This is a genomic window from Gemmatimonadota bacterium (assembly GCA_016704275.1).
GTDB lineage: Bacteria > Gemmatimonadota > Gemmatimonadetes > Gemmatimonadales > GWC2-71-9 > Palsa-1233.
This window is the reverse complement of sequence record JADJAK010000001.1, coordinates 176546-198574: the sequence shown is the minus strand read 5'-3', so window position 1 is coordinate 198574 and position 22029 is coordinate 176546. Positions and strand designations below refer to the sequence as shown.

Here is a 22029-nt window from a genome sequence, read left to right as displayed (position 1 = left end):
CGCGGCTATAATTGGGGCTGGCAGGTTCGGGATTGTGCCGGGAACACCGGCGGGAGGAGTGATGGACGGGAAGGTTTGCCTGGTCACGGGAGCGAGTCGCGGCATTGGCCGCGCCACGGTCGAGGGGCTCGCGCGCCTCGGCGCGACGATCCTGATGTCCTGTCGCAACCGCGAAGCCGGTGAGGCGGCACGGCGCGAGATCATCGCCGCCACCGGTAATGCGCGGATCACGCTGCTGGTGGCCGATCTCTCGAGCCAGGCCGAAGTTCGCCGCCTGGTGCAGGAGGTCAAGGCCGCGACGCCTCGGCTGGATGTCCTGATCAACAATGCCGGGACGTTTGAGATGCAGCGCCGGGAGACGGTGGATCGGGTCGAGGCGACCTTCGCCACGAACCACCTCGCACCGTTCCTCCTCACGACCGGCCTCCTTGAGCTGCTCGAGGCCAGTGCCCCGGCGCGGGTGATCATGGTCGCTTCGGAGGCCCACCAGCGGGCGACCGACCCCGAAGACTGGGAGAGCACCAAGCGCTACAACGGCATCACCGCTTATGGCCGCTCGAAGCTGGCGAACGTGATGTTCTGCTACGACCTCGCGCACCGTCTCGAAGGCAGTGGCGTGACGATCAATGCCTGCCACCCCGGCGTGGTGGGGACGGAATTGCTCGAGTCCGGATACCGTCGCTGGTGGTCGCACTGGCTCTGGCCGTTCGCCAAGCGCTTCACGATCTCGCCGGAAGACGCGGCGACCTCCCTGCTGTACCTGGCGGCATCGCGGGATGTCGAGGGGGTTTCGGGGAAGTACTTCAAGCGTTCGCGCCCCGCCACCTCATCGCTGCTTTCGCATGACGCGGTGGTCGGGGCGCGGCTCTGGAACGTCTCGCTGCGGCTGACCGGGCAACTGCCCGCCGTGGAGATCACCGGCGAGCACATCGCCCACTAGCCTCGGGAACTGCCCCGCCGGTTACTGGCGGGGCCGGGACCGGTCTTCGTACCGGGTGTTCGGGCGCGGGGGATCGCGACGGTCGTTCCGATCGTCGCGATTGTCGTATCGGTCATCGCGGCGGTCATCGCGCCGGTCATCGCGGTTGTCGTAGCGATCGTTGCGGTGATCGTCGCGGTACCGGTAGAAGTCGCGATCGCGCGGCTCGAAGAAGTACTGGTTCCGGTAGTAGTAGACCGAGACCGGGCGGGCACCGCGGACCGGACGCTCGTAGTAGCGGCCATTGACCACGTAGAGGGTCACGGGGCGCCAGTTCCGGTACTCCTTCTTCCACTGGCCGTAGTTGCGCGACGAGTAGTCGCGCACCTCGACGATGTAGCGGCGGTCGTCGTAGCGGTCATCGCGGTCCACGATGACGGGGCGGTGCGTGCCAAGAATCGGAATGTCGATGTGCACGTTGGCGCGGACCTGGGCCGAGAGCGGAGTGATGGCAAGGGCCAGGGCGGCCATCGGGGTGAAGACGAACGATGCGGTGCGCATGAGAGCCTCCAGCAGAGTCTGAAATCGTGTGGATCGATGATCGATGATCGATGATCGATCGAAGGCCCGTCGGGGGCCTCGGCGATTCCTGGAGGTGCCAGCGCCGTGCCACACCGAAATCCCATGCCCCACAAGGAGTTACGTCGCTGCCCAGAGCGGAGGAGTGTCCTGATTCGTGGACACCTGTCCGATGGTGAGTCGGCGCATGTCGTGGTAACTTGGTGCCGCGGCGGCACCTCTCGTCCGCGCGGCAACGATTCTGGAGCATGCTGTGGGCACATTTCGCGTTACGGTCAGCAAGGACTACCTGGTCTTCTCGTCGGCGCACTTCATCACCTTCCGCGGGCACACCTGCGAGTCGCTGCACGGTCACAACTACCGGATCAGCGTGGCCGTCGAAGGGCCGATCGACAGCGAGTGTCTCTTCGTGGTCGACTTCGCGATCCTCAAGCGGATCGTCCGGCGCTACGTCGACATCATGGACCACCGGGTCCTGCTCCCGACCAACAATCCGAAGCTCGCGTTCCGTACCGACGGCGCGATGACCTTCGTCGAGTACTTCGGCGAGCAGACCTACCAGTTCCCCACCAAGGACTGCGCCATGCTGCCGATCGCCAACACCACCGCCGAGATGATCGCGGAATGGGTCGCGGTGAAGGTGCGTGAGGATCTCGCGGCCGAAGGGGCGAACCTCACCTTCCTCGAAATCGAGGTCGAGGAGTCGGTCGGACAGTCGGCCACCTACTCGCAACGACTGGATTGACGCCATGAAGAGCAACGAACCGCTGTTCGACGGCCCCGAGCTCGCTGCACGCCTCGCCGTGCTGCCCGGATGGAGGGCGTCCAACGGTTGGCTCCGGCGCGAGTACACGACCGACGGCTGGCGCAGCACCATGCTCGCGGTCAATGCGATCGCCTTCGTGGCCGAGGCCGGCAATCACCACCCCGACCTGGAAGTCCACTGGGGACGGGTCGTGGTGATGATGCAGACGCACTCCGCGGGCGGCATCACGGAGAAGGACCTCCAGATGGCGGAGCGCATCGAGGCCACCGTCCAGTGGCAACCGAAGGGCGGCTTCCCGGGTCTCGAAGGCCAATCCGACGGGTGGATCACGGGGTGACCGCCGCTCCGGTGATGAGGCCGGTCATCATCCCGCTCGATCCGCCCCCCGAACCGCTCGAGCTCCTCGAGCGGTTTGCGCATCTCCCCTTTCCCGTGTTGCTCGACGGCGCCGCGGACCACCACGACCTCGGCCGCTACAGCTACTTCACCGCCGATCCGATCGCGACGCTCCGCGGCTGGGCCGCGGACTGGCCCGCACTGCGCGACCGGCTCCGAGGCACCCTTCGGTCCGATGCGCCGATTGACGCCGCCTTGCCGCCCTTCCAGGGAGGCTGGATCGGTTGGCTCGGCTACGAGCTCGGCGCCGCCTTCGACCGGATGCCGCGCGCCGCGCACGATCCACTCGACCTCCCCGACCTGTCGCTGGCGCTGTATGACTGGGTCATCGCGTGGGATCATGCCAGCGGCGCCGCGTGGCTCGTGAGCAGCGGCATCGATGCGGACGGCGTGCCCGACCCGGCGCGAGCGCAGCATCGAGCCGACGCCGTGCTGGCGCAGTTGGCGAACCGCCCGAACCCGGCGCGCGGGACGTTCTCCCCGACGACCGCGACCGCCGATTTTTCGGCCGATGCATACCGGCACGCGGTCGCGACGGTGATCGAGCATGTGCTCGCCGGCGACATCTTCCAGGCCAACCTTGCCCAGCGATTCAGCGCGCCGTTCGACGGGAGCGCGCTGGCCCTCTACCGGCGGATTCGCGCGCGCAGTGCTGCGCCGCTCGCTGCCTACCTTGACCATGGCGACGTGCAATTGCTCAGCGCGTCGCCGGAGCGCTTCGTGCGCCTCGACGCCGCGACCGGCGCGGTCGAGGCGCGCCCCATCAAGGGGACACGGCCGCGGGGGCAGGAGCTGACCAGTGATGCCGCCTTCGCTGCCGATCTCGTGTCGAGCGAGAAGGACCGCGCCGAGAACGTGATGATCGTCGACTTGTTGCGGAACGACCTCGCGCGGGTCTGTGCGCCAGGGAGCGTCGACGTGCCGACGCTCTGTGCGCTGGAGTCGCATCCGACGGTGCATCACCTCGTCTCGACGGTGACCGGCACGCTGCGCGAGGGGCGCGACGTGCTCGACCTGCTTGCCGCGACCTTCCCCGGCGGCTCGGTCACCGGTGCCCCGAAGCTGCGCGCGATGGCCGTGATTGCTGCGCTCGAGCCGGTGACGCGCGGCGCCTACTGCGGGGCGATCGGCTGGTTGGGGCTCGATGGCGGCTGCTCCTTCTCCATCGCCATTCGCACCGTCACCGTCGCGCGGGGGATCGCCTCGCTGCACGCGGGCGGCGGCATCACGGCACTATCGGACCCCGAGGCCGAATACCAGGAGACGCTCGACAAGGCGGCGGCACTGATGGCGGCGCTCGCGGAGGGCGGATGATTCTCCTGCTCGATCATGAGGATTCGTTCGTCTTCACGCTCGCGCGCTACGTCGAGGAACTCGGCGAGGCGCCGATGGTCTGCCGCGACGACGCGCTCACCCTGGAGGAGGTTCGCGCGCTGGCGCCGACGCACATCATCCTCTCGCCGGGGCCGGGGCGGCCGGAGGAATGCGCACTCGCGCTCGACGTCGTGCGCACGCTCGGGCCCATCACGCCGATCCTCGGCGTCTGCCTCGGCCATCAGGTGATTGCCACCGCCTACGGTGCGACCGTCGCGCGTGCGGCGCATCCGCGGCACGGCCGCACCTCGCCGATCAGCCACGACGGCCTCGGTGTCTTCGCTGGCCTGCCGTCGCCACTCGAGGCGACCCGGTACCACTCCCTCGCGGTGGTCGAGGCGACGTTGCCGCCGGAGCTGCTGCTCACCGCGCGCGCCGACGACGACGGCGAGATCATGGGAGTTCGTCATCGTCTGCACCCGGTCGAGGGGGTGCAGTTCCATCCGGAGTCGGTGCTGACGACGGAGGGACTCGAGATGGTGCGGAGCTTCTTGGGTGAACGGTGACCAGTGACCTGTGACCTGTGACCAACGTGTTACGGCTGGCAGGTGAAACGGGAGGACGCGAACATCCGTCCGAATGGGCGCCCCCTCACCCCTTACCAGTTCCTGATCACTGGTCACCGGTCACAGATCACTTTTAACCGTTCACCGTTCACCGTTCACCGCCGTGCATCACACGCCGGACTTGCCGGCGCCGCGCATTGACATGCGCGACTGAACAACCCTCTTCTCCGAGTCCCCTCATGCTCTCAGGTCCGCGTCGGATTGGCGAATTCTGCTGGATCAACGTGCTTACGCCTGCCGCGTCGGATGCGCAGGCCTTCTTCACCGCCGTCCTCGGGTGGGAGTACACGGCGCTGCCCCCCGAGATGGGCGGCCACCTGATCAAGGTCGGCGGCGAGGAAGTCGGCGGAATGTGGGATACCACCGGTCCCAACATGCCCCCGAGCACGCCACCCGGCATCGGCCTGATGATCCGGGTCGAGAGCGCCGACGCGGTGTCTGCCAAGGCCAACGAACTGGGCGGGCTGGGGAAGCCGGCGTTCGACGTCGGACCGACGGGGCGGATGGCGGAGACCTTCGATCCGTTCAAGGCGGAGATGGATGTCTGGCAGGCCGGGGCATCACCGGGGATGACGGCCGATTCGATGCATCACGGCACGCCGAGCTGGATCGAGCTCGCGACCTACGAGACCGAGAAGGCCGGCGCCTTCTGGAGCGCGCTCTTCGGCTGGCGAATCGAGAAGATGAGCATGCCGGGGATGGACTACTCGGTCTTCCATGCCGGCGACCGGATGGTGGGCGGGATGATGGCGATCACGCCCGAGATGGGCAGCTTCCCGTCGCACTGGGCGGTCTACATGACGGTCGACGATGTCGACGCCGCCGCGGCGAAGGTCACCGCGAACGGCGGCAGCGTCTTCATGCCGCCGGTCGATATCCAGACGGTGGGCCGGATGGCAGGGATCGCGTCGCCACAGGGCGTGATGTTTTACGTCATCACGTATGAGATGCCGGCGTAACGCAGTGACCAGTGACCAGTGACCAGTGACCAGGATGGATCAACCGGGTTACAGGTCACAGGTCACAGGTTACTCTCGATTCAGTCGCCGAACGAAATCCCCAGGTGCCGCGCGGTCAGGATGATCCCTGAATCGAGCGGCACCGTCTTCATCCGGCCCACCACGTCGGCGATCGGCACGCGCGAGATCACCGGCGGCGTGTAGGCCACCATGGTGCCAAAGTCTTCATCGGCAATGGCGCGGACGGCGGCGGAACCGAAGCGCAGCGCCAGCAACCGGTCGAACGTGGTCGGCGAGCCGCCGCGCTGCAGGTGGCCAAGGACCAGCGATCGCGTCTCCTTCCCGGTGACCTGCGCGATGCCGTGGGCCACCTGTTCGCCGATGCCGCCGAGTCGATCCACTGTGCCGGCGCTCCGCCGCTCGCGGAAGACGGGGCCGCCATCGACGGTCTGCGCTCCTTCAGCAACGACGACGATCGAGAAGTGTCGCCCGTGCCGTTCGCGCTCGCGAATCTTCTCGCAGACCTTCTCGAGCGAGAAGGGAATTTCCGGAATCAGGATGACGTCGGCCGTCCCGGAGATGCCGCTGTGCAACGCGATCCACCCTGCCTCGCGCCCCATCAACTCGACCACCATCACGCGGTCATGCGACTCGGCGGTGGTGTGCAGCTTGTCGAGCGCATCGGTCGCCGTGGAGACGGCGGTGTCGAAGCCGAAGGTTGTGTCGGTCCCGACGACATCGTTGTCGATCGTCTTCGGCACGCCGACCACCTTGAGGCCACGCTCCCACAAGACCCCCGCAATGGCCAGCGAGCCGTCGCCACCAATCGAGATCAGGGCGTCGATCCCCTCGCGGCGGAAGGCGTCGACGAGTTCGTCGCCGCGATCGATCTCCACCACCCGGCCATCGGGTTGCAGCTTCGGCCAGCGCAGCGGGTTGCCGCGGTTGGTGCTGCCGAGAATGGTGCCGCCCAGGTGCGTGATGCCGCTGACTTCCGCGGCGCCGAGGGGGACCACACCGCTGCCGTCGAGGAGGCCGTGGAAGCCACGGCGGATGCCGACGGTTTCCCAGCCGCGATCATGGGCGGTGAGCACGGCGGCACGAATGACGGCATTGAGGCCGGGAGCGTCGCCGCCGCCGGTCGAGATGGCAATCTTCACAGGGGGTCACTGCTCCGGAATGTGCGATCCTTCAGGTCGTTGGTGCGCATTGAATCGTAGTGGTCCGCGCGAGGTGGTCCAAGGGGAGCATCGGGGAGTGTATCCTTCCCCATGATGCGACCCCCCTTGATCGCTGCCGTCCTATTCGCCGTTGCCTTGCCCCTCACCGCCCAGCTCCCCGGCCCCCCGATCCGGCGCCCGGAAGTGGCCGTCGACACGGTGCGCCCCCCGCTGGCCTCCCGCCAGATCGTCGCCAGGCGGGACGCCCTCCTCCCGAAGCACCGGATCATCGCCTTTTACGGGAACCCGCTCTCGACGCGGATGGGGATCCTGGGCGAGATCCCCCCCGAGCAGATGATGGCCCGCCTCGAGGAGACCGCCAAGCGCTGGGAAGCGGCCGACACCTCCCGCCCCGTGCTCCGGGCACTGCACCTGATCGTCACCGTGGCGCAGGCGCACCCGGGGGAGCGTGGGCTCTATCGGTTGCAGCATGGCGATGCCCTGATCGGGAAGGTGGCGGCCTGGGCGGACTCCCGAGGCTGGTTGCTCTTCCTCGACGTGCAGGCAGGCCGCAGCCCGATCGCCGCCGAAATTCCCAGGCTGCTCCCGTGGCTCCGCCGCCCCAATGTGCACCTCGGCATCGATCCGGAGTTTGCGATGCAACCGGGAAAGGTGCCGGGGAAGCGGATCGGCACGCTCGACGCCAGCGACGTCAACCAGGTGCAGGCCTTGCTCGCGAAGCTGGTCGACGAGGCCGGGATCCCGCCCAAGATCCTGGTCGTCCACCGCTTCACCGAGGGGATGCTGACCCGGGAGCGCGACGTCACGCTCGACCCGAGGGTCCAGGTGGTGATCGATGCCGACGGCTTTGGCGCCCCGGCCCTGAAACAGAATATTTTTGGGCTCGTCGTGACCCGGCGACCGGTACAGTTCGCCGGCCTGAAGCTGTTCTACAAGAACGACAAGCCGATGCTGACGCTGGCCCAGGTGCTGGCGATGCAGCCCATTCCACTCTACATCCAGTACCAATAGGAAGTCGCTCGCGATGCGCTTGCCCGCTCTGCTGCTCTCCCTCTGCCTGGCCTCCCCGACCGCCCTGACGGCGCAGGCGACCGATTCGACGGCCGCGATGCTCGCTCTCGGCAAGCGGACCTTCGAGGGCCGAGGCCTCTGCTTCAGTTGCCACGGCAAGGCCGGTGAGGGGATGCCAGCCGTCAGCAAGAACACGGTGCTGGCCGACGGGAAGTGGCTGCACAGCAAGGGGACTCAGCCTGAGCTGGTGACCATCATCAAGACCGGCTTCGACGCGAAGACCTCGAAGAGCGGCGTCGTCATGCCGGCACGCGGCGGCTCGCGGATCACCGATCGCGAGGTCGAGGCCGTCGCCGCCTACGTCGTGGAGCTGGCGCGGAAGAAGCCAGTCAAGTGACGCCGAGTTGGCGGGGACTGCTCGCCCTCGGCGCACTCCTCGGCCCGACGACTGGCTGCCGACCCGAGCCCGCGCCCGCCGCCGAAGTCCCGCGGGTCGACGCCGGCTGGGTCATGGTCCCCCCGACAACCATCCGCCAGAGCGGCACCCTCGCCCACCCGCGGTTGGCAGAAGCGAGCGGCGCGGCCGTCACCAGCCAGCGCGCCGGGCTTCTCTGGACAATCAACGACTCGGGGAATCCGCCCGACCTCCTGCTGATCGATACCAGCGGGACCCTCCTCGCCACCCTCCCGCTGACCGGTGTCAGCAACACCGACTGGGAGGACGTTGCCCTCGGGCCTTGCCCAACCGGCCGCTGCGTCTACATCGCCGACACCGGGGACAACCTCGAACGGCGGGACGCCGTCACCATGATCCGGCTGACCGAGCCGACCCTCGACGCCGCCTTCCAAGGGGACCGACCACCCCGCCCCGCCGAGATGCTGACTTTCCGGTACCCGGACGGTGCCCACGACGTCGAGGCGATGGTCGTCAACGCCGCCGGCGATGTCCTCCTGGTCACCAAGGGTCGCAGCGACGGCGTGCTCCTCTTCCGGGTCGCGTCGGGGGCCTGGGGGAAGCGCGTCGCGACCGCCGAGCGGGTCGACTCGCTGGCGATCACCCCGAACGCCGGCATGGGACGCTTGGTGACCGGCGCCGCCCTCTCCGCCGATGGCAACGAGCTGATGGTCCGGACCTACCGCGATCTCTTCCCCTTCCGCGTCCTCCCCACCGGCAAGGTGACCCCCAAGGGGAAGCCCACCGCCTGCGACATCCTCGGCAAAGAGCCGCTCGGCGAAGGAATCAGCTGGCTCAGCCCCACGACCCTGGTGCTGACCAGTGAACGCGGGTTGATGAAGAGTGGGACGGTGTTTGTGGTGCGTTGTAGCGTATAGAACTACGATGATCGATGGTCGATGGTCGATGATCGATTGCCATCCGGAATGACAAGAGTGCCTTGCTGCGATCACCGTCCCTCACAATCGATCATCGATCATCGATCATCGACCATCCCTCCGATTGATCCGATAGTAGTCTCATGAGCTACACCCTATCGTCAAGCTAGCATTCACTCCCCACTACTACTATATTCCGCCCCGTCTTTCCGCCCTCCGATCAGGTCCCCCGCGAGGAGTCGTCCCCTGGATCTGCCTACGACCCATCGAATCCCGCTGACGTGGCTGGCTGAGCACGGCGGGCCTTCCATCCGGTTCCGGACCCAGTCCGAACTGGCCCCGGCCGGGAGCATTGCCCCGGCCACCTTGCAGGAATCGTTGCGCGTGGTGGTGCTGTCCGAGCAGGTCTCGGCGGTCACGACCCGTCAGCAGGAGACCGGCCTCTGGGGCGCCAATTACCTCGCGTATACCCCGTCCGAGAAGGAAGGGACGCTCGAGGTTGGGACGGTGGCGCAGTATCGCCGACTCCTCCAGTTGGGAGTCCCGACGACGACGCGCCCGTTCCGCCTGGCAGATCGGTTGCTCTACCGGACGCTGTCGCGCGACGACGACCTGCTGCTCTACGGGGAGTTTGCCGACCCGTCCGAGGACGAGCCGGCCACGGCCGAGACGTACCGCAACCTGATCCGCGATGGCGTGTGCGCGGCGCTGGCCGAGGCGGGTCGCGAGGATGACCCGCGGCTTCGCGGCGCGGCCCACAAGGTCGTGTCGTCGGTCTCGGCCTTCCTCCGCTCGCCGATGTCCGAGGATCCGTTCATCAAGCGCGGCGGCGGATGGCAGTTGCATCCCGAGGCCACCCCGCCGAGTTGGTGGTCGCTGGCGATGATCTCCTCGATGCCCTCGCTGCAGCGTGAGCGCGGCGGCTTCCTTGACCGACTCGGCCAATACCTTGCCCAGCCGACGCCGGACAAGTCCTACATGATCCCGATCGGCAGTCGGACGATGAAGCCGTTGCATGTCCTGCTCGGCGATCCGATCGAGATGGATCCAAAGGGATTGGTGAAGGACGTGCCGCTGGCCCTTCACTACATCGAACTGCTGGCCGGGATGGGGCAGCTGGCGTCATCGGCCAGCGCCACCACCGTCTTTGTCCGCTTGCTCGAGGATGTCGACGCCGATGGCGTGTGGCATCCGAAGAATCTGCGATCGCAGCCGAAGGCGGGCACACCGGTGACCTACCATTGCTGGCCGCTTTCGCCGGACGATGGCGGGATGACCTCGCGTCAGGCCGACATCACCTTCCGCTTGGCGAAGATCGCGAAGCGGTTGGGCTGGCACCTCGAGTATTCCTGAGATGGCGGGTCGGCTCGACCTGACACCGTTTGGCTTCACCCCGACGGAGGGCCTCATCTACGAGGTCCTGCTGACCGGCGGCCCCGGCACGGGCTACACCATTGCCCGCGCTGCGGGGTTGGCGCGCGCCAACGTCTACGCCGCGCTGGAGGGGTTGGTGGCCAAGGGGGCGGCGCGCGTGGAAGAGGGACGGCCTCGGCAGTTCCGTCCGGAGCCTCCCAGTACCCTGCTGGCGCGGTTGAGTGACCGGCAGGGCGAGGCGATGGATCGGCTGGGTGAGGCACTCGCGGCGCTCGCCGTGCCGGCGACGCCGACGTTGGTTGAACTCGCCTCGTCGCGCGGCGCGGTGCAGCTGATGGGGCATGAGATCGCCAGGGCGGAGCGCTCGGTGGAGCTGTTGGCGCCCCCCGATGGCTGCCTCACCTTGGCGCCGCATCTCCGTCGGGCCGCCGCGTCCGGGGTCACCCTCGACGTGGCCTCGACCACCGAGGTGCCGCTCGGCGCCATTCCGATGACAGTGATTCCCCCTGCGGCGTGGCCCGGCGAACCGGTGCTCCTCGTCGTCGATGATCGTGCGGCCCTGGTCGGAGCTCGCGATGGCGAGCGCTTCTCGGGGCATTGGGGCAGCGGCGCGGCATTTGTCGCGGCGGCGCGCACCACCCTCGCCGCATTGCGGGAGGGCCGATGACCGACGAACTGCCGCTGGACGCTGACGACCCGATGCTCGAACTGCAGCACGAGTACATCCGCGAGGCTCCGGCGCGACTGGCGGAGCTCCGCAAGGATGTGGCCGCCTTTCGGGCCGGCGAGCCTGACGCATTGGAATCGCTTCGGCAACGCTTTCATCGCCTGGCCGGTTCGGGCGGATCGTATGGCTTCCAGCGGGTGACCGACGTGTCACGCGCCATGGAGCATCGCATCCTCACCCCGCCGGCGCCGACGATCCGCGAAGCCGACATTTTTTCGCACGCGATCCGCGATCTCGAGGACGCCTTCAACAACGCGGCGACCGACGTCGGGCTGCCTGCCGTGCTCGGCAAGATTCCCGGGTTCGGGTGGCGCACGCTGTTGATGATGAATCCCTCGACCGCTCGCGATGCCCTGGTGCGATCGCTCGAAGAGGTGGGCTTCATGGTCACGGTCCGGACCGGCGAAGTCGATCCGTTCGACGTGCCGCCGGCGGAGCGGCCTGACCTGGTGGTCATCGGCACCGACGCCGAGACCGACCCGCTCTCGCTGGCCCGCTACTGGTCCGCTGCGACCAACGATCGTCCGCGCGCGGTGGTCCTTGCCGACCCGACTGATCAGTTCGACCGCCTGCGCACGGCGGCGGCCGGGCTCGACGCCGTCTTCGGCTCCAATGCCTTGCCGAGGGGGTTGGCGCAGTACGCGCGGGCCCTGGCCCAGATCGGCGCGCCGCCGGCCAACATTCTCGTGGTCGAAGACGATCCGGCGCAATCCCAGCTCGTCGCCACCTGGCTCGGCCAGATGAACGCGCGCGTCACGACGGCGGCATCGGCCCAGGTGGCCCGCGACGCATTGGCCCATGAGACCCCGGACCTCGTGCTGCTTGATGTCGACTTGCCCGATGTCGACGGCTACGCGCTCTCGCGACTGATGCGGCAGGATCCGCGACTCGCGCTGGTGCCGATCGTCTTTCTGACCGCGCGCGATTCACTCGCCGATCAGATGGAAGGGTTGCGGGCCGGTGGTGACGACTTCCTCGCGAAGCCGGTCGAGCGGAGCCACCTGCTGCAGCTGGTCCTCACGCGCACGGAGCGTGGCCGGCGGATCCGCGAACTGGTGCACCGCGACGGCCTCACCGGGATCCTGAACCACGCGACGTTGATGGCGGAGCTCGAGTATGCGGTGGCCTTTGCGCAGCGTCACGGCGAGCCGCTCTGCTTCCTGATGCTCGACCTCGACCACTTCAAGCGGATCAACGACACCTACGGCCACCTCGTCGGCGACCAGGTGCTGGTGCACGTCGCCCGGGTCTTCCGGAAGGCAATCCGAGGCTCCGACCTCCTCGGCCGCTATGGTGGCGAAGAATTCGGCATCATCCTCCGCAAGTGCCCGCCCGCGAATGGCCGTGCCGCTGCCGAGAAGCTGCGGCAGGCGCTCGCCGAGACGCCGATCATCCTCCCCGGCTGCGACCCGATCCCGCTGCACGTCTCCGCCGGGGTCGGCGCCTTTCCCGGCTCGGGCACGACGGCCACCCAGGTCGCCGAAGCCGCCGATCAGGCGCTGTATCGGGCGAAGAGTTCGGGGCGGAACAGGGTGGAGATGGGGTGAACAGCAGGATGATCGATGCTCGATGATCGATGATCGATACAGCAGGAGGGCCGGCGCCTCGGTGTGAGGACCGGCCCTCTCGCATTCATACCCTCTCGATCATCGATCATCGATCATCGATCATCGCCTAGTGCCGGAACGGACTCTGCAACGCCACCACATCCCGCGGATTCTCGTCGCCGAAGAGCAGCTTCCCTTCGGTGTAGCGGACATCGCGGAGGGCGATGGCGAGGACCTCGCCGAGTTCCTCGACCGGGTGGATGTCCATCCGCTTGCGTGCCTCCTCGGGGAGGTCGTCGAGGTCGGGCTCGTTCGCCTTCGGGATGATGATCGTGGTGATCCCCGCGCGCAGCGCCCCGAGCAGCTTCTCCTTGACGCCACCGATCGGGAGGACTCGGCCGCGCAGGGTGACTTCGCCGGTCATGGCGATGTCGTGGCGCACTTCGCGCCCGGACAGCGCGGAGACCAGCGCCGTGGCCATGGTGATGCCCGCCGAGGGACCGTCCTTGGGGACGGCGCCGGCCGGGACGTGGATGTGCACGTCGCGGTCGAACATCTCTTCCTTGATGTGCAGCCCCGCGGCATGCGAGCGCGCGTAGGTCCACGCGGCACGTGCCGACTCCTTCATCACATCGCCCAGCTGGCCGGTCAGGACGAGTTCGCCCTTGCCGCGCATGGTCGACGCCTCGACAAACATGATGTCGCCACCCTGCGGCGTGTAGTACATCCCGGTCGCCGTGCCAACCTGGTCGACGGCGGCCTTCTCCTCGGGATGCAGCTTGGGCCGGCCGAGCAGATCGCGCACCACCGCGGCGGTGACGTCCATCCGGTCCACCTCACTTGCGGCGATCTTCCGCGCGGCCTTCCGCGCCACGCGGCCGACCTCGCGCTCCAGCTGCCGGACGCCCGACTCGCGAGTGTAGCGCTGCACCAGTTCCAGCAACGCCGGACCGGCGAAGGTGATCTGCTCAGCGGTGAGGCCGTTGGCCTCGATCTGCCGCGGCACCAGGTACTGCTCGGCGATGGCAACCTTCTCCGCCTCGATGTACCCCGAGAACTCCACGATTTCCATCCGGTCGAGCAACGGCCCAGGAATGTTCTGGAGGACGTTGGCGGTCGCGATGAACATCACTTCGCTCAGGTCGAACGGCATCCCGAGGTAGTGATCGGTGAAGGAGTCATTCTGCGCCGGGTCGAGCACTTCGAGCAGCGCCGAGGCCGGGTCGCCCTGGAAGGAGACGCCCAGCTTGTCGATCTCGTCGAGCAGGAAGACCGGGTTGCGGGTGCCGGCCTGCTTCATCCCCTGGATGATGCGGCCCGGCATGGCGCCCACATAGGTGCGGCGGTGACCGCGGATGTCCGCTTCGTCCCGCGCGCCGCCGAGCGAGATGCGGACGTACTTCCGCCCCATCGCGCGGGCGATGCTCTTGGCCACCGAGGTCTTGCCGACGCCCGGAGGGCCGACGAAGAGGAGGATCGGCGACCGCTTGGTGGTCTCGTCATCCTTGGCGCCGTCGCCCGAGGGTGACGGACGCACCGCATCGACAGGCGTCGACGCCTCGGTGGGCTCCGCGTCGTCCGAGGGCGTGGCGGGCGCAGCATCGCGCTTGGCGCGCATGGCGCGCACGGCGAGGAACTCCAGCACGCGGTCCTTCACGTCGCCCAGGGCATAGTGGTCGGCGTCGAGGATCTTCGAGGCCTCGGCGATCTCCAGGTGTTCCTCAGTGGTCTCGTTCCACGGCAGCTCGGCGACATGCTCGAGAAAGGTCCGGATGACCTGGGACTCCATCGTCTCGCGGCCGATCCGGCGCAACCGGCCGAGCTCGCGATCGACTTCCTTGCGTGCCTCCTCGGGCAGATCGAGCCCTTCGAGGCGCAGCTCGAGCTCATCGACCTCGGTGCCATCGTCTTCGTCGCCGAGCTCGCGCCGAATGGTCTTCAACTGTTCGCGGAGATAGATCTCGCGCTGCCGGTCGCCGAGCTCTTCCTGCACCTGCGACTTGATGTCCTCCTGGGCATCGAGCACGGCAATCTGCCGCTGCACGTGCACGAGGACGCGGCGGAGCCGCTCGTCGACGGCGAGCGTCTCGAGCAGGCCCTGGCGGCCGGCAGCGTCGAGATCGAGATAGCCGGCGACGAGGTCGGCGAAGCGCCCCGGCTCGTCGACGCCGTTGAGCACCTGCTGCACCACTTCGTCGGGGAGTCCGGACTTCTGGCCCAACTCGGCGGCGCGGGCGCGCAGTTCGCGATGCAGGGCAACGAAGCCCGGATCCGAATCATCCACCGGCGGGAGGTCGTCCATGTCGCGCACCACGGCGACGAGATGGCCGTTCTCCTCGATCACCTGCAACGCCATCGCGCGGCGCTCGCCGTGCAGGAGCAACTGCATCCCCGACATGCCGCGCTGCAGCTGGCCGATCTTGGCGATGGTGCCGATAAGGTGGAGCCCGTCCGCGGAGACGGCTTCGATGTTTTCCTTCTGGGCCACCGCGAAGACGAGCTTGTCGGGCGAGGCGAGGGCAGCTTCGATCGCCTTGAGGGTCATGGGACGGCCTGCCCCGATCGGAGCCGTGACGCCCGGGAAGAGCACCACGTCGCGCAGGGGGAGGACGGGAAGGGTCAGACGTTCAGTCACGAGGTTCTCCTTGAGACACAGCGCCTGGACGGGGACCGCAGGGGGGCGGTGCACCGGTCCACGGCGCGATGGGGAGGCAAGGGGCATCCGCCGTGCCAGCCCTGCTCCCAAGATACCTGCCGGGGTGGCCGATAGGTCCGCGGAGGGTCCGCCAGAGGGGCACAAACGTTTCAGGGAGGAAACTTCACTTCCTGTCGCGACGGCAGGTGCGGCTCGGCACGTTGCTCGCAGGTGCATCTCGGTACAAATTCCGGGGTTAGCGTCCCGTATCGCGACTGTCATTGTCCCGCCGCCCGGATCCTGAATGACCGATCCCACACCGCATCCTCTGCCGGCCCTCCTCAAAGAGGCGCTTGGCGATGCTTATACGATCGAGGGAGAGATCGGTCGCGGCGGCATGGGGGTGGTGTACCGCGCGCGGGACGAGCGACTGCAACGACGGGTGGCGATCAAGGCGCTCCCGCCGGAGCTGGCGTTCTCGAGCGAGATCCGCGAGCGGTTCACGCGCGAGGCGCAGACGGCCGCCAAGCTGGCCCATCCGCACATCGTGCCCATTCACGACGTCGGCCAGGGGAAAGGCATCGTCTATTTCGTGATGGGGCTGATCGAGGGCGAGTCGCTCGCCGCGCGCATTCGTCGCCGTGGCCGCGTCCCGGCCGAGGAGACGCGCAGGATCATGCGTGAGACGGCCGACGCACTCTCGGCCGCACACGCGCTGTCGATCATCCATCGGGACATCAAGCCGGACAACATCCTCCTCGAGGGGACTCGCGGCCGCGTGATGGTGACGGACTTCGGCATCGCCAAGGCGATGTCGTCGACCAGCAGCGCCACGCTGACCTCCGCGGGGATGGCGATCGGTACGCCGTCGTACATGAGCCCGGAGCAGGCCGCCGGCGAGCGCGAGATCGACGGCCGCAGCGACCTCTATTCGGTCGGCGTCGTTGCCTATCAGATGTTGTCGGGGGAGCTGCCGTTCAACGCCCCGACGGTGGCTGGTATCCTGATGAAGCACATCACGGAGGTCGCACCGCTGCTGCACGAGAAGTATCCGGACATCCCGGAGGACCTCTCGTTGGCGGTGGCGCGTTGCCTCGAGAAGGACCCCGAGAACCGCTGGGCGTCGGCCGAGGCGCTTCGCCGGGCCCTCGAGAGCCGGTCGGTGGCTGGCTATCGCCCGACCGGGCTGGGCATGCGCGCCGCCGAGCGTGCCGCGGCGCCGAATCGGACTGCCTCACCCAACCGCGCAGGCAATCCGACCCGCCCCTCGCCGCGCCCGCTGGCGCGTCCGCCGCTGGGTGATCGCGGGACGGCGCGCCCGACCCGTGCCCCGCTGGGCGACGCCGCCGGCAATCGGAACAACCTCCCCGGCCGTCCGGCCGCGCGGGACGTCGGTGGTCTCCGCGACGCCGGGCGGGTGGCGCGTGAGCAGGGGCGCGCGGTGCGCCGCGGCCTCAAGAACAACGAGCCGGCGCTTCCCGAAACGGGCGAGCCGAAGTTGGTGCGCCAGGCGCGGGCGGAGTTCGCCAAGTTCGCCGCGGTGGTCGGTGGCTGCTTCATGATCAACGTGGCCACCGGCCTCGACGGGCCGTGGTTCCTCTTTGTGGCCGGCGGCATGTCGATCGGCCTCTTCAAGCGTTACTCCGAGCTGTGGCAGGCGGGGTACTCGTGGCGCGACGTGCTCAATCGCCCCGATGCCCCCGACGCCATTCCGGCGAGCCAGACGAAGGCGCTCAAGGGCATCAGGCAGGTCGCCGCGCCGAAGCCCGAGGAGTATGGGCCGTGGCTGCCGAAGATGCAGCAGGTCTATGGCGACCGCAGCGCGATCATCTCGCTCTGGGGCTCGCTGACCGACACCGACCGCTCGATGTTCCCCGAGATGATCCAGACCATCGATGGTCTCCACGATCGCGCCGGGCAGCTGGCGCGCACCCTCAACGACATGGATCGGGTCGGGGTGCAGGACGTCGTGACGATCGAGGCGCGGCTGGCCGAGCTCAAGTCGCGGCCGGAGAGCGAGGAGCGCGACCGCCAGCAGGCGATGCTCGACCGTCAGCTCAAGGCGTGTCTCGACCTGCAGAACCGACGCACCGAGATCACCGACAAGCTGGAGAGCAGCGTGCTGATGATGCAGGGGCTTCGGCTGGAATTGCTGCGCATCAAGGAACGCGGCGTCGGCGCCATGAGCGACAACCTCGCCCTGGCGACGCAGCAGGCCCGCGCGATCACGCGGGATATCGACAATGCGATCAGCGCGGCGGCAGAGGTGAAGGGGCTGTAGGGGGTCGTAGGTCGTAGGTCGTAGGTCGTAAGTCATGAAGGCCGGCATCCCAACGAGGAGGCCGGCCTTCACCGTTCTTGACCTACGACTTAGGACTTACGACCTACGACGTTGTTCAGTAGGCCAGAATCTCCCGCATCGCCTTCCCCAGACTCTCCACCTGTGGCAGAATCACGTCCTCGAGCTCCGGCGCGTAGGCCACGAAGGTGTCGGTGGCGGCAATGCGGCGCACCGGGGCATCGAGCCACTCGAACATCTCGTCGGCGATCTTCGCGGCGATCTCCGAGCCATAGCCCCACGAGAGCGAGTCCTCGTAGGCGACGATCACGCGCGAGGTCTTCTTGACCGAGGCGGCGATGGTGTCCCAGTCGACCGGATTGAGCGAGCGGAGGTCGATCACCTCGACGCGCTGCCCGGTGGCCTCCTCGAGGTCCTTGGCGGCCTGCACCGCGCGCTGGACCACGGCGCCGTAGGTGATCAGCGTGGCGTCGCTGCCTTCCTTGACCACGTTCGCCTTGCCGAACGGAATCATGAAGTTCGGGCCCGGGTAGGCGCCCTTGTTGTAGGCCTGGCGGTAGAGGTGCTTGTGCTCGAGGAAGATCACCGGATCTTCGCAACGGATCGCCGTCCGGAGGAGGCCATTGGCATCGAGTGCGGTGCTCGGGCAGATCACGCGGAGGCCGGGGACGCCGGTGAAGATCGCCGCGCCGGTCTGCGAGTGGTACACCGCCCCGCCCTTCAGATAGCCGCCATACGTCACGCGGATGACCACGGGCGACGCGAAGGCGTTGTTGGAGCGCCAGCGCATCAGCGCGAGTTCGTCGCGGATCTGCATGTAGGCGGGCCAGATGTAGTCGAAGAACTGGATCTCGACCACCGGCTTCATCCCGCGCGTGGCCAGGCCGATCGCGCGGCCGACGATGTTGGCCTCGGCGAGTGGTGAGTTGTAGACCCGGTCCGAGCCGAAGAGCTTCTGCAGCCCCCACGTCACCTTGAAGACGCCGCCCTTCCCCTTCACGTCGCCCAAGGCCTCGGGCTTCGAGGCATCGGCGACATCCTCACCGAAGATGACGATCCGCGGATCGCGGGTCATCTCGTCCTTGAGGCAGCTGTTGAGCAGGTCCACCATCGTGGTCGGGTCGCCGCTGGTCTGCGGATCGTCCTCGGTGTCGAACTGCTCCGCGGTCGGATCGACGTCGGGCGAATAGACGTAGTCATAGATGGTGTTCAACGCCGGCTGCGGCGCGGCCAGCGCGATGTCGGTCGCGATGGTGACCTCTTCCTCGATTTGCTGCTGAATCAGCGCCAACTCCGCTTCCGTCGCCACGCCCTGCTCGACCAACTGCCGCGGGAAGACCGTCACCGGATCGCGGAGGGCGTCGGCCTCGCGCTCGGCGGTGGTCCGGTAGTGGACCTCGTCGTCCGAGAGCGAGTGCGAGTAGGGGCGGATGACGTGGGCATGGACAAGCGCCGGCCCCTTCCGCTGGCGGCAGTAGTCGTGCGCCCGCTGCATCGCCTCGTGGGAGGCCACCGGATCGCAGCCATCGACTTCAATGATCAGCAGGTTCGGGAAGGAACCCAGCAACTTCGAGATCGAGCCGCCGGCGGTCTGCACCTGCACCGGGACGGAGATCGCATAGCCGTTGTCCTCGACCAGGAAGACCACCGGCAGCTTGAGATTGCAGGCGGAGTTCATCGCCTCCCAGAACTCGCCCTCGCTGGTGGTGCCGTCGCCGGTGGTGCAGAGGATCACTTCGTCGCCGCGGGTCAGCTCGCTCAGCCGCTCATCGGCGGACGCGCGCAGCCACGTCTCGGCCGCGCCCACCGCCTGCAGGAACTGGGTCCCGGTCGGCGAGGAGGTCGAGACGATGTTGAGCTCCTTGTGCCCCCAGTGCGACGGCATCTGGCGCCCACCGGAGTTCGGATCCTCCGCGGCCGCCACGGCCGAGAGGAGCTGCTCGGTGGCGGTCATGCCGAGGCCGAGGCAGAAGGCGCGGTCGCGGTAGTAGAGGTAGAACCAGTCGTGGGCGGCGCGGAACACCTTCGCCGCAGCCACCAGGACCGCTTCGTGCCCGGCGCCGGAGATCTGGAAGAAGATCCGATTCTGGCGCTTGAGCTGGATTTCCTTGTCGTCGAGGCGCCGGGAGAGGAGCATCAACCGGTAGAACTCAAGCAGGTCGGCCTTGTCGAGCTTGGTGGCGGACCGCGAGCGCGCAGGGGTTCGAGTAGCCATGGGGGGGAAAGATCGCCCCGCCGCCTACCTCCCCGCCAGCCGCTTCAACGCCGCCAGCTTCTCCAGCGCCGTCTGCCCAGAGGAGGCCGGGGCGGCGGGGGTCACGGCGAAGAGGTCACGGATGTCGAGGAGGATCTCGAGCATCAGCTGGTCGCGCATGTAGGCGTTGTCCAGGTCGGCCATCCGGGTGGTCGCCTCGGCGCCCTTGGCGAGGTCGTACGATTCGCGGTAGATCTGATCGAGGTTATTGAGAATTCGGTCCCGAGAGCGCATCAAGGGTCTCCGTTTGGGGCGGCAGGTTGGTTTGGGGAGGAAGTATAGGTGGGGGTGAGGGACCAGTGACCAGTGACCGGTGAACGGTGAACGGTGAACGGGGGATGGGACGCAACGCGTTTCGCATCCTCACGGGTACGTTTCCCGTTCCGTTCACGTTCACCGTTCCGTTCCCGCCGTTCGCTGTTCGCCGTCCTCCCTCACCCCCCTCCATCCATGTCCCTGACCGATTCCCAGCGCCGGGTTGACGCCTGGATCGCCCAATTCGAGGAAGGCTACTTCCATCCGCTGACCAACATGACGCGCCTCAGCGAAGAGGTGGGTGAGCTGGCGCGCGAGGTGAATCACCGCTTCGGCCAGAAGACCAAGAAGCGGGATGAGGCGGAGGGCAGTATGGGCATGGAGATGGCCGACATCCTCTTCGTGCTGATCTGCATGGCGAACCGCGAGGGGATCGATCTGCAGGTGGCGTTCGACGCGATGATGGCGAAGGTGGAGACGCGGGATGCGGATCGGTGGACAAAGAAGACCAACGGGGAGCAGACGGCGTGAAGCGAGAAGCGAGAAGCGAGAAGCGAGCGGCGTGGACGGTAGGGGTCGCGGTCGTCACCTGCCTCGTGGGCGCGGCCTGTGCCGCCCAGACGCCGTTGACGCCGACGGCGCTCAGCGCCACCATCGACACCCTTGCGACCCGCGGCGACAGTGCCGGCCTCGCAACGCTCGCCCATCGGCAGTGCCGATCGGATTCGACGGAAGTGCGCCGCACCTGCCTGGAAGACTTCTTCGTCGGGCTGGCGGCCAATGGCCGCACCGGCATGGCGCTGGGCGCGCTCGCGCAACTCGGGAAGGCGCATGAGGATGTCGAACGCGAGGGACACGGCTACACGCACGTGATCGGCATTCGCGCGTGGAAGCCGGGCGACGACGTGTCGACCGTCTTCCGCGGCTGCAACGGCCTCTATCAATCCGGCTGCTATCACGGCGTCATCCAGTCCTACCTGACGGCCGAGGGGACACTCGACTCGACGCGCGCGGTGACGTTGTGTGACGCCGTGGCGTCGGACGTGAAGGAGCTCTGGCTTCGCTTCCAGTGCGTCCACGGCCTCGGGCACGGCTTCGAGATGGCGCTCAACTGGGACTTGCCGGCGGCGCTGACCCGCTGCGACTGGTTGGCGAATGGCTGGGACCGCGAGGCGTGCTACGGCGGAGCCTTCATGGAGAACGCCATCGCGTCGATGGCCGGTGGCCACCACGTCTCGGTGCGTGCGCTGGAGAAGTCGAGTGCAGCGAACGCCGCGGCGGACCACTCGGCCCATGGCGGGATGGCGGGGATGAACCACGCCCCGGCGCTTGGCGCGATCACCTTCAAGATGCGCGATTCCACCGACGCGCTCTATCCCTGCTCGGCGACCGAGCCGAAGTACCGCAGCGCCTGCTATCAGCTGCAGGGCGGCATCATCCTGGCCAGCACCGGCGGGCGCTTCGGGCTCGCGACCGCCGCGTGCGACAAGGTTGGCACGCAGTGGCGTCCGCTCTGCTATCAGAGCCTCGGCACCAATGCGAGCGGCATGTCCGTGCAGAACAACGACAAGGCGATCGAATACTGCACCAATGGCGACCCGGCCTACCAGCCGTATTGCTTCGTCGGCGTGGTCAAGAATTACATCGACGTCACGGCGAAGCCGGCGGATGGCATCGCCTTCTGCCAGGATGTGCCCCCGGGGAAGAACCGGGAGCAGTGCTTCGTCGCGGTGGGGGAGCAGATCGTCGTGCTGTATCCGACTGATGTGCCGCGGCGCGAGGTACTCTGTTCGGAGGCGGGGCTGGATGGCGTCGACAACTGCCGCCGCGGCGCGGCGCTCCCGCCGAAGTAGCT

20 protein-coding genes are annotated in these 22029 nt (G+C 67.6%); 15 read left to right on the top strand and 5 right to left on the bottom strand.

The features are described from left to right. Nucleotides 1–61: 61 nt before the first annotated feature. Nucleotides 62–940, top strand: coding sequence for an SDR family oxidoreductase (locus tag IPG05_00965; GenBank protein ID MBK6493671.1), 879 nt, complete (start codon nt 62–64; stop codon nt 938–940). Nucleotides 941–961: 21 nt separating this feature from the next. Here the strand turns inward: IPG05_00965 and IPG05_00960 are convergent, their stop codons facing one another. Next, complete coding sequence (locus tag IPG05_00960) at nt 962–1480, bottom strand: hypothetical protein (GenBank protein ID MBK6493670.1); 519 nt, start codon at nt 1478–1480, stop codon at nt 962–964. Between the two features lie 271 nt (nt 1481–1751). Between IPG05_00960 and IPG05_00955 the strand changes: the two genes are divergently transcribed. The 5 genes from IPG05_00955 to IPG05_00935 all read left to right on the top strand — a co-directional run bounded on the left by IPG05_00955 (nt 1752) and on the right by IPG05_00935 (nt 5559). Continuing rightward, nucleotides 1752–2243 carry a 6-pyruvoyl tetrahydropterin synthase family protein gene (locus tag IPG05_00955; GenBank protein MBK6493669.1) on the top strand — a complete coding sequence of 164 codons (492 nt, stop codon included), beginning with the start codon at nt 1752–1754 and terminating at the stop codon, nt 2241–2243. A gap of 4 nt (nt 2244–2247) precedes the next feature. Beyond that, the gene (locus IPG05_00950) at nt 2248–2601 is read left to right on the top strand and encodes a 4a-hydroxytetrahydrobiopterin dehydratase (protein ID MBK6493668.1); all 354 of its coding nucleotides are present in this window, start codon (nt 2248–2250) and stop codon (nt 2599–2601) included. Next, nucleotides 2598–3974 carry an aminodeoxychorismate synthase component I gene (pabB, locus tag IPG05_00945; protein MBK6493667.1) on the top strand — a complete coding sequence of 459 codons (1377 nt, stop codon included), beginning with the start codon at nt 2598–2600 and terminating at the stop codon, nt 3972–3974. The genes IPG05_00950 and pabB overlap by 4 nt, the downstream gene beginning before the upstream one ends. After that, nucleotides 3971–4540 carry an aminodeoxychorismate/anthranilate synthase component II gene (locus IPG05_00940; GenBank protein MBK6493666.1) on the top strand — a complete coding sequence of 190 codons (570 nt, stop codon included), beginning with the start codon at nt 3971–3973 and terminating at the stop codon, nt 4538–4540. The genes pabB and IPG05_00940 overlap by 4 nt, the downstream gene beginning before the upstream one ends. 239 nt (nt 4541–4779) lie before the next feature. After that, the gene (locus IPG05_00935; protein MBK6493665.1) at nt 4780–5559 is read left to right on the top strand and encodes a VOC family protein; all 780 of its coding nucleotides are present in this window, start codon (nt 4780–4782) and stop codon (nt 5557–5559) included. Between the two features lie 80 nt (nt 5560–5639). Here the strand turns inward: IPG05_00935 and IPG05_00930 are convergent, their stop codons facing one another. Continuing rightward, entirely contained in the window at nt 5640–6719 is a 1080-nt protein-coding gene (locus IPG05_00930; protein MBK6493664.1) for an ATP-dependent 6-phosphofructokinase, read from the bottom strand. A 111-nt stretch (nt 6720–6830) separates the two neighbouring features. Between IPG05_00930 and IPG05_00925 the strand changes: the two genes are divergently transcribed. The 6 genes from IPG05_00925 (at nt 6831) to IPG05_00900 (ending at nt 12731) form a co-directional block, all read left to right on the top strand. Continuing rightward, nucleotides 6831–7751 (top strand): hypothetical protein, encoded by a 921-nt coding sequence (locus IPG05_00925; GenBank protein MBK6493663.1) that lies wholly within the window; start codon nt 6831–6833, stop codon nt 7749–7751. A gap of 13 nt (nt 7752–7764) precedes the next feature. Continuing rightward, nucleotides 7765–8148, top strand: coding sequence for a c-type cytochrome (locus tag IPG05_00920; GenBank protein MBK6493662.1), 384 nt, complete (start codon nt 7765–7767; stop codon nt 8146–8148). Next, nucleotides 8145–9083: a hypothetical protein gene (locus tag IPG05_00915; protein MBK6493661.1), complete on the top strand. Its 939-nt coding sequence runs from the start codon at nt 8145–8147 to the stop codon at nt 9081–9083. Before IPG05_00920 ends, IPG05_00915 begins: the two co-directional genes overlap by 4 nt. Nucleotides 9084–9467: 384 nt before the next feature. Continuing rightward, nucleotides 9468–10436 (top strand): hypothetical protein, encoded by a 969-nt coding sequence (locus tag IPG05_00910; protein MBK6493660.1) that lies wholly within the window; start codon nt 9468–9470, stop codon nt 10434–10436. Between the two features lies 1 nt (nt 10437). Continuing rightward, nucleotides 10438–11124 carry a TrmB family transcriptional regulator gene (locus tag IPG05_00905; GenBank protein MBK6493659.1) on the top strand — a complete coding sequence of 229 codons (687 nt, stop codon included), beginning with the start codon at nt 10438–10440 and terminating at the stop codon, nt 11122–11124. Further along, a complete protein-coding gene (locus IPG05_00900; protein MBK6493658.1) occupies nt 11121–12731 on the top strand; it encodes a diguanylate cyclase in 1611 nt (536 codons plus the stop codon). The genes IPG05_00905 and IPG05_00900 overlap by 4 nt, the downstream gene beginning before the upstream one ends. A 127-nt stretch (nt 12732–12858) precedes the next feature. On the opposite strand, the gene lon is transcribed toward IPG05_00900, so the two are convergent. Further along, the gene (gene lon, locus IPG05_00895; protein ID MBK6493657.1) at nt 12859–15453 is read right to left on the bottom strand and encodes an endopeptidase La; all 2595 of its coding nucleotides are present in this window, start codon (nt 15451–15453) and stop codon (nt 12859–12861) included. 217 nt (nt 15454–15670) lie between these two features. Between lon and IPG05_00890 the strand changes: the two genes are divergently transcribed. Beyond that, entirely contained in the window at nt 15671–17647 is a 1977-nt protein-coding gene (locus tag IPG05_00890) for a protein kinase (GenBank protein MBK6493656.1), read from the top strand. A gap of 115 nt (nt 17648–17762) precedes the next feature. On the opposite strand, the gene IPG05_00885 is transcribed toward IPG05_00890, so the two are convergent. Beyond that, a complete protein-coding gene (locus tag IPG05_00885) occupies nt 17763–19880 on the bottom strand; it encodes a dehydrogenase E1 component subunit alpha/beta (protein ID MBK6493655.1) in 2118 nt (705 codons plus the stop codon). 24 nt (nt 19881–19904) lie between these two features. Next, entirely contained in the window at nt 19905–20153 is a 249-nt protein-coding gene (locus tag IPG05_00880; GenBank protein MBK6493654.1) for a hypothetical protein, read from the bottom strand. Between the two features lie 216 nt (nt 20154–20369). Here IPG05_00880 and IPG05_00875 point away from each other — a divergent pair, with 216 nt between their 5' ends. Further along, the gene (locus IPG05_00875; GenBank protein ID MBK6493653.1) at nt 20370–20705 is read left to right on the top strand and encodes a nucleotide pyrophosphohydrolase; all 336 of its coding nucleotides are present in this window, start codon (nt 20370–20372) and stop codon (nt 20703–20705) included. Continuing rightward, a complete protein-coding gene (locus IPG05_00870; protein MBK6493652.1) occupies nt 20702–22027 on the top strand; it encodes a hypothetical protein in 1326 nt (441 codons plus the stop codon). The genes IPG05_00875 and IPG05_00870 overlap by 4 nt, the downstream gene beginning before the upstream one ends. Nucleotides 22028–22029: the final 2 nt, after the last annotated feature.

What these genes read in the sequence shown, in the direction of transcription:
- IPG05_00900 (MBK6493658.1), top strand. Translation starts at nt 11,121, where the DNA reads ATGACCGACGAACTGCCGCTGGACGCTGACGACCCGATGCTCGAACTG.
- lon (MBK6493657.1), bottom strand. Translation starts at nt 15,453, where the DNA reads ATGCCCCTTGCCTCCCCATCGCGCCGTGGACCGGTGCACCGCCCCCCT.
- IPG05_00965 (MBK6493671.1), top strand. Translation starts at nt 62, where the DNA reads ATGGACGGGAAGGTTTGCCTGGTCACGGGAGCGAGTCGCGGCATTGGC.
- IPG05_00905 (MBK6493659.1), top strand. Translation starts at nt 10,438, where the DNA reads ATGGCGGGTCGGCTCGACCTGACACCGTTTGGCTTCACCCCGACGGAG.
- IPG05_00875 (MBK6493653.1), top strand. Translation starts at nt 20,370, where the DNA reads ATGTCCCTGACCGATTCCCAGCGCCGGGTTGACGCCTGGATCGCCCAA.
- IPG05_00935 (MBK6493665.1), top strand. Translation starts at nt 4,780, where the DNA reads ATGCTCTCAGGTCCGCGTCGGATTGGCGAATTCTGCTGGATCAACGTG.
- IPG05_00885 (MBK6493655.1), bottom strand. Translation starts at nt 19,880, where the DNA reads ATGGCTACTCGAACCCCTGCGCGCTCGCGGTCCGCCACCAAGCTCGAC.
- IPG05_00920 (MBK6493662.1), top strand. Translation starts at nt 7,765, where the DNA reads ATGCGCTTGCCCGCTCTGCTGCTCTCCCTCTGCCTGGCCTCCCCGACC.
- IPG05_00925 (MBK6493663.1), top strand. Translation starts at nt 6,831, where the DNA reads ATGATGCGACCCCCCTTGATCGCTGCCGTCCTATTCGCCGTTGCCTTG.
- IPG05_00880 (MBK6493654.1), bottom strand. Translation starts at nt 20,153, where the DNA reads ATGCGCTCTCGGGACCGAATTCTCAATAACCTCGATCAGATCTACCGC.
- IPG05_00960 (MBK6493670.1), bottom strand. Translation starts at nt 1,480, where the DNA reads ATGCGCACCGCATCGTTCGTCTTCACCCCGATGGCCGCCCTGGCCCTT.
- IPG05_00940 (MBK6493666.1), top strand. Translation starts at nt 3,971, where the DNA reads ATGATTCTCCTGCTCGATCATGAGGATTCGTTCGTCTTCACGCTCGCG.
- IPG05_00950 (MBK6493668.1), top strand. Translation starts at nt 2,248, where the DNA reads ATGAAGAGCAACGAACCGCTGTTCGACGGCCCCGAGCTCGCTGCACGC.
- IPG05_00890 (MBK6493656.1), top strand. Translation starts at nt 15,671, where the DNA reads ATGACCGATCCCACACCGCATCCTCTGCCGGCCCTCCTCAAAGAGGCG.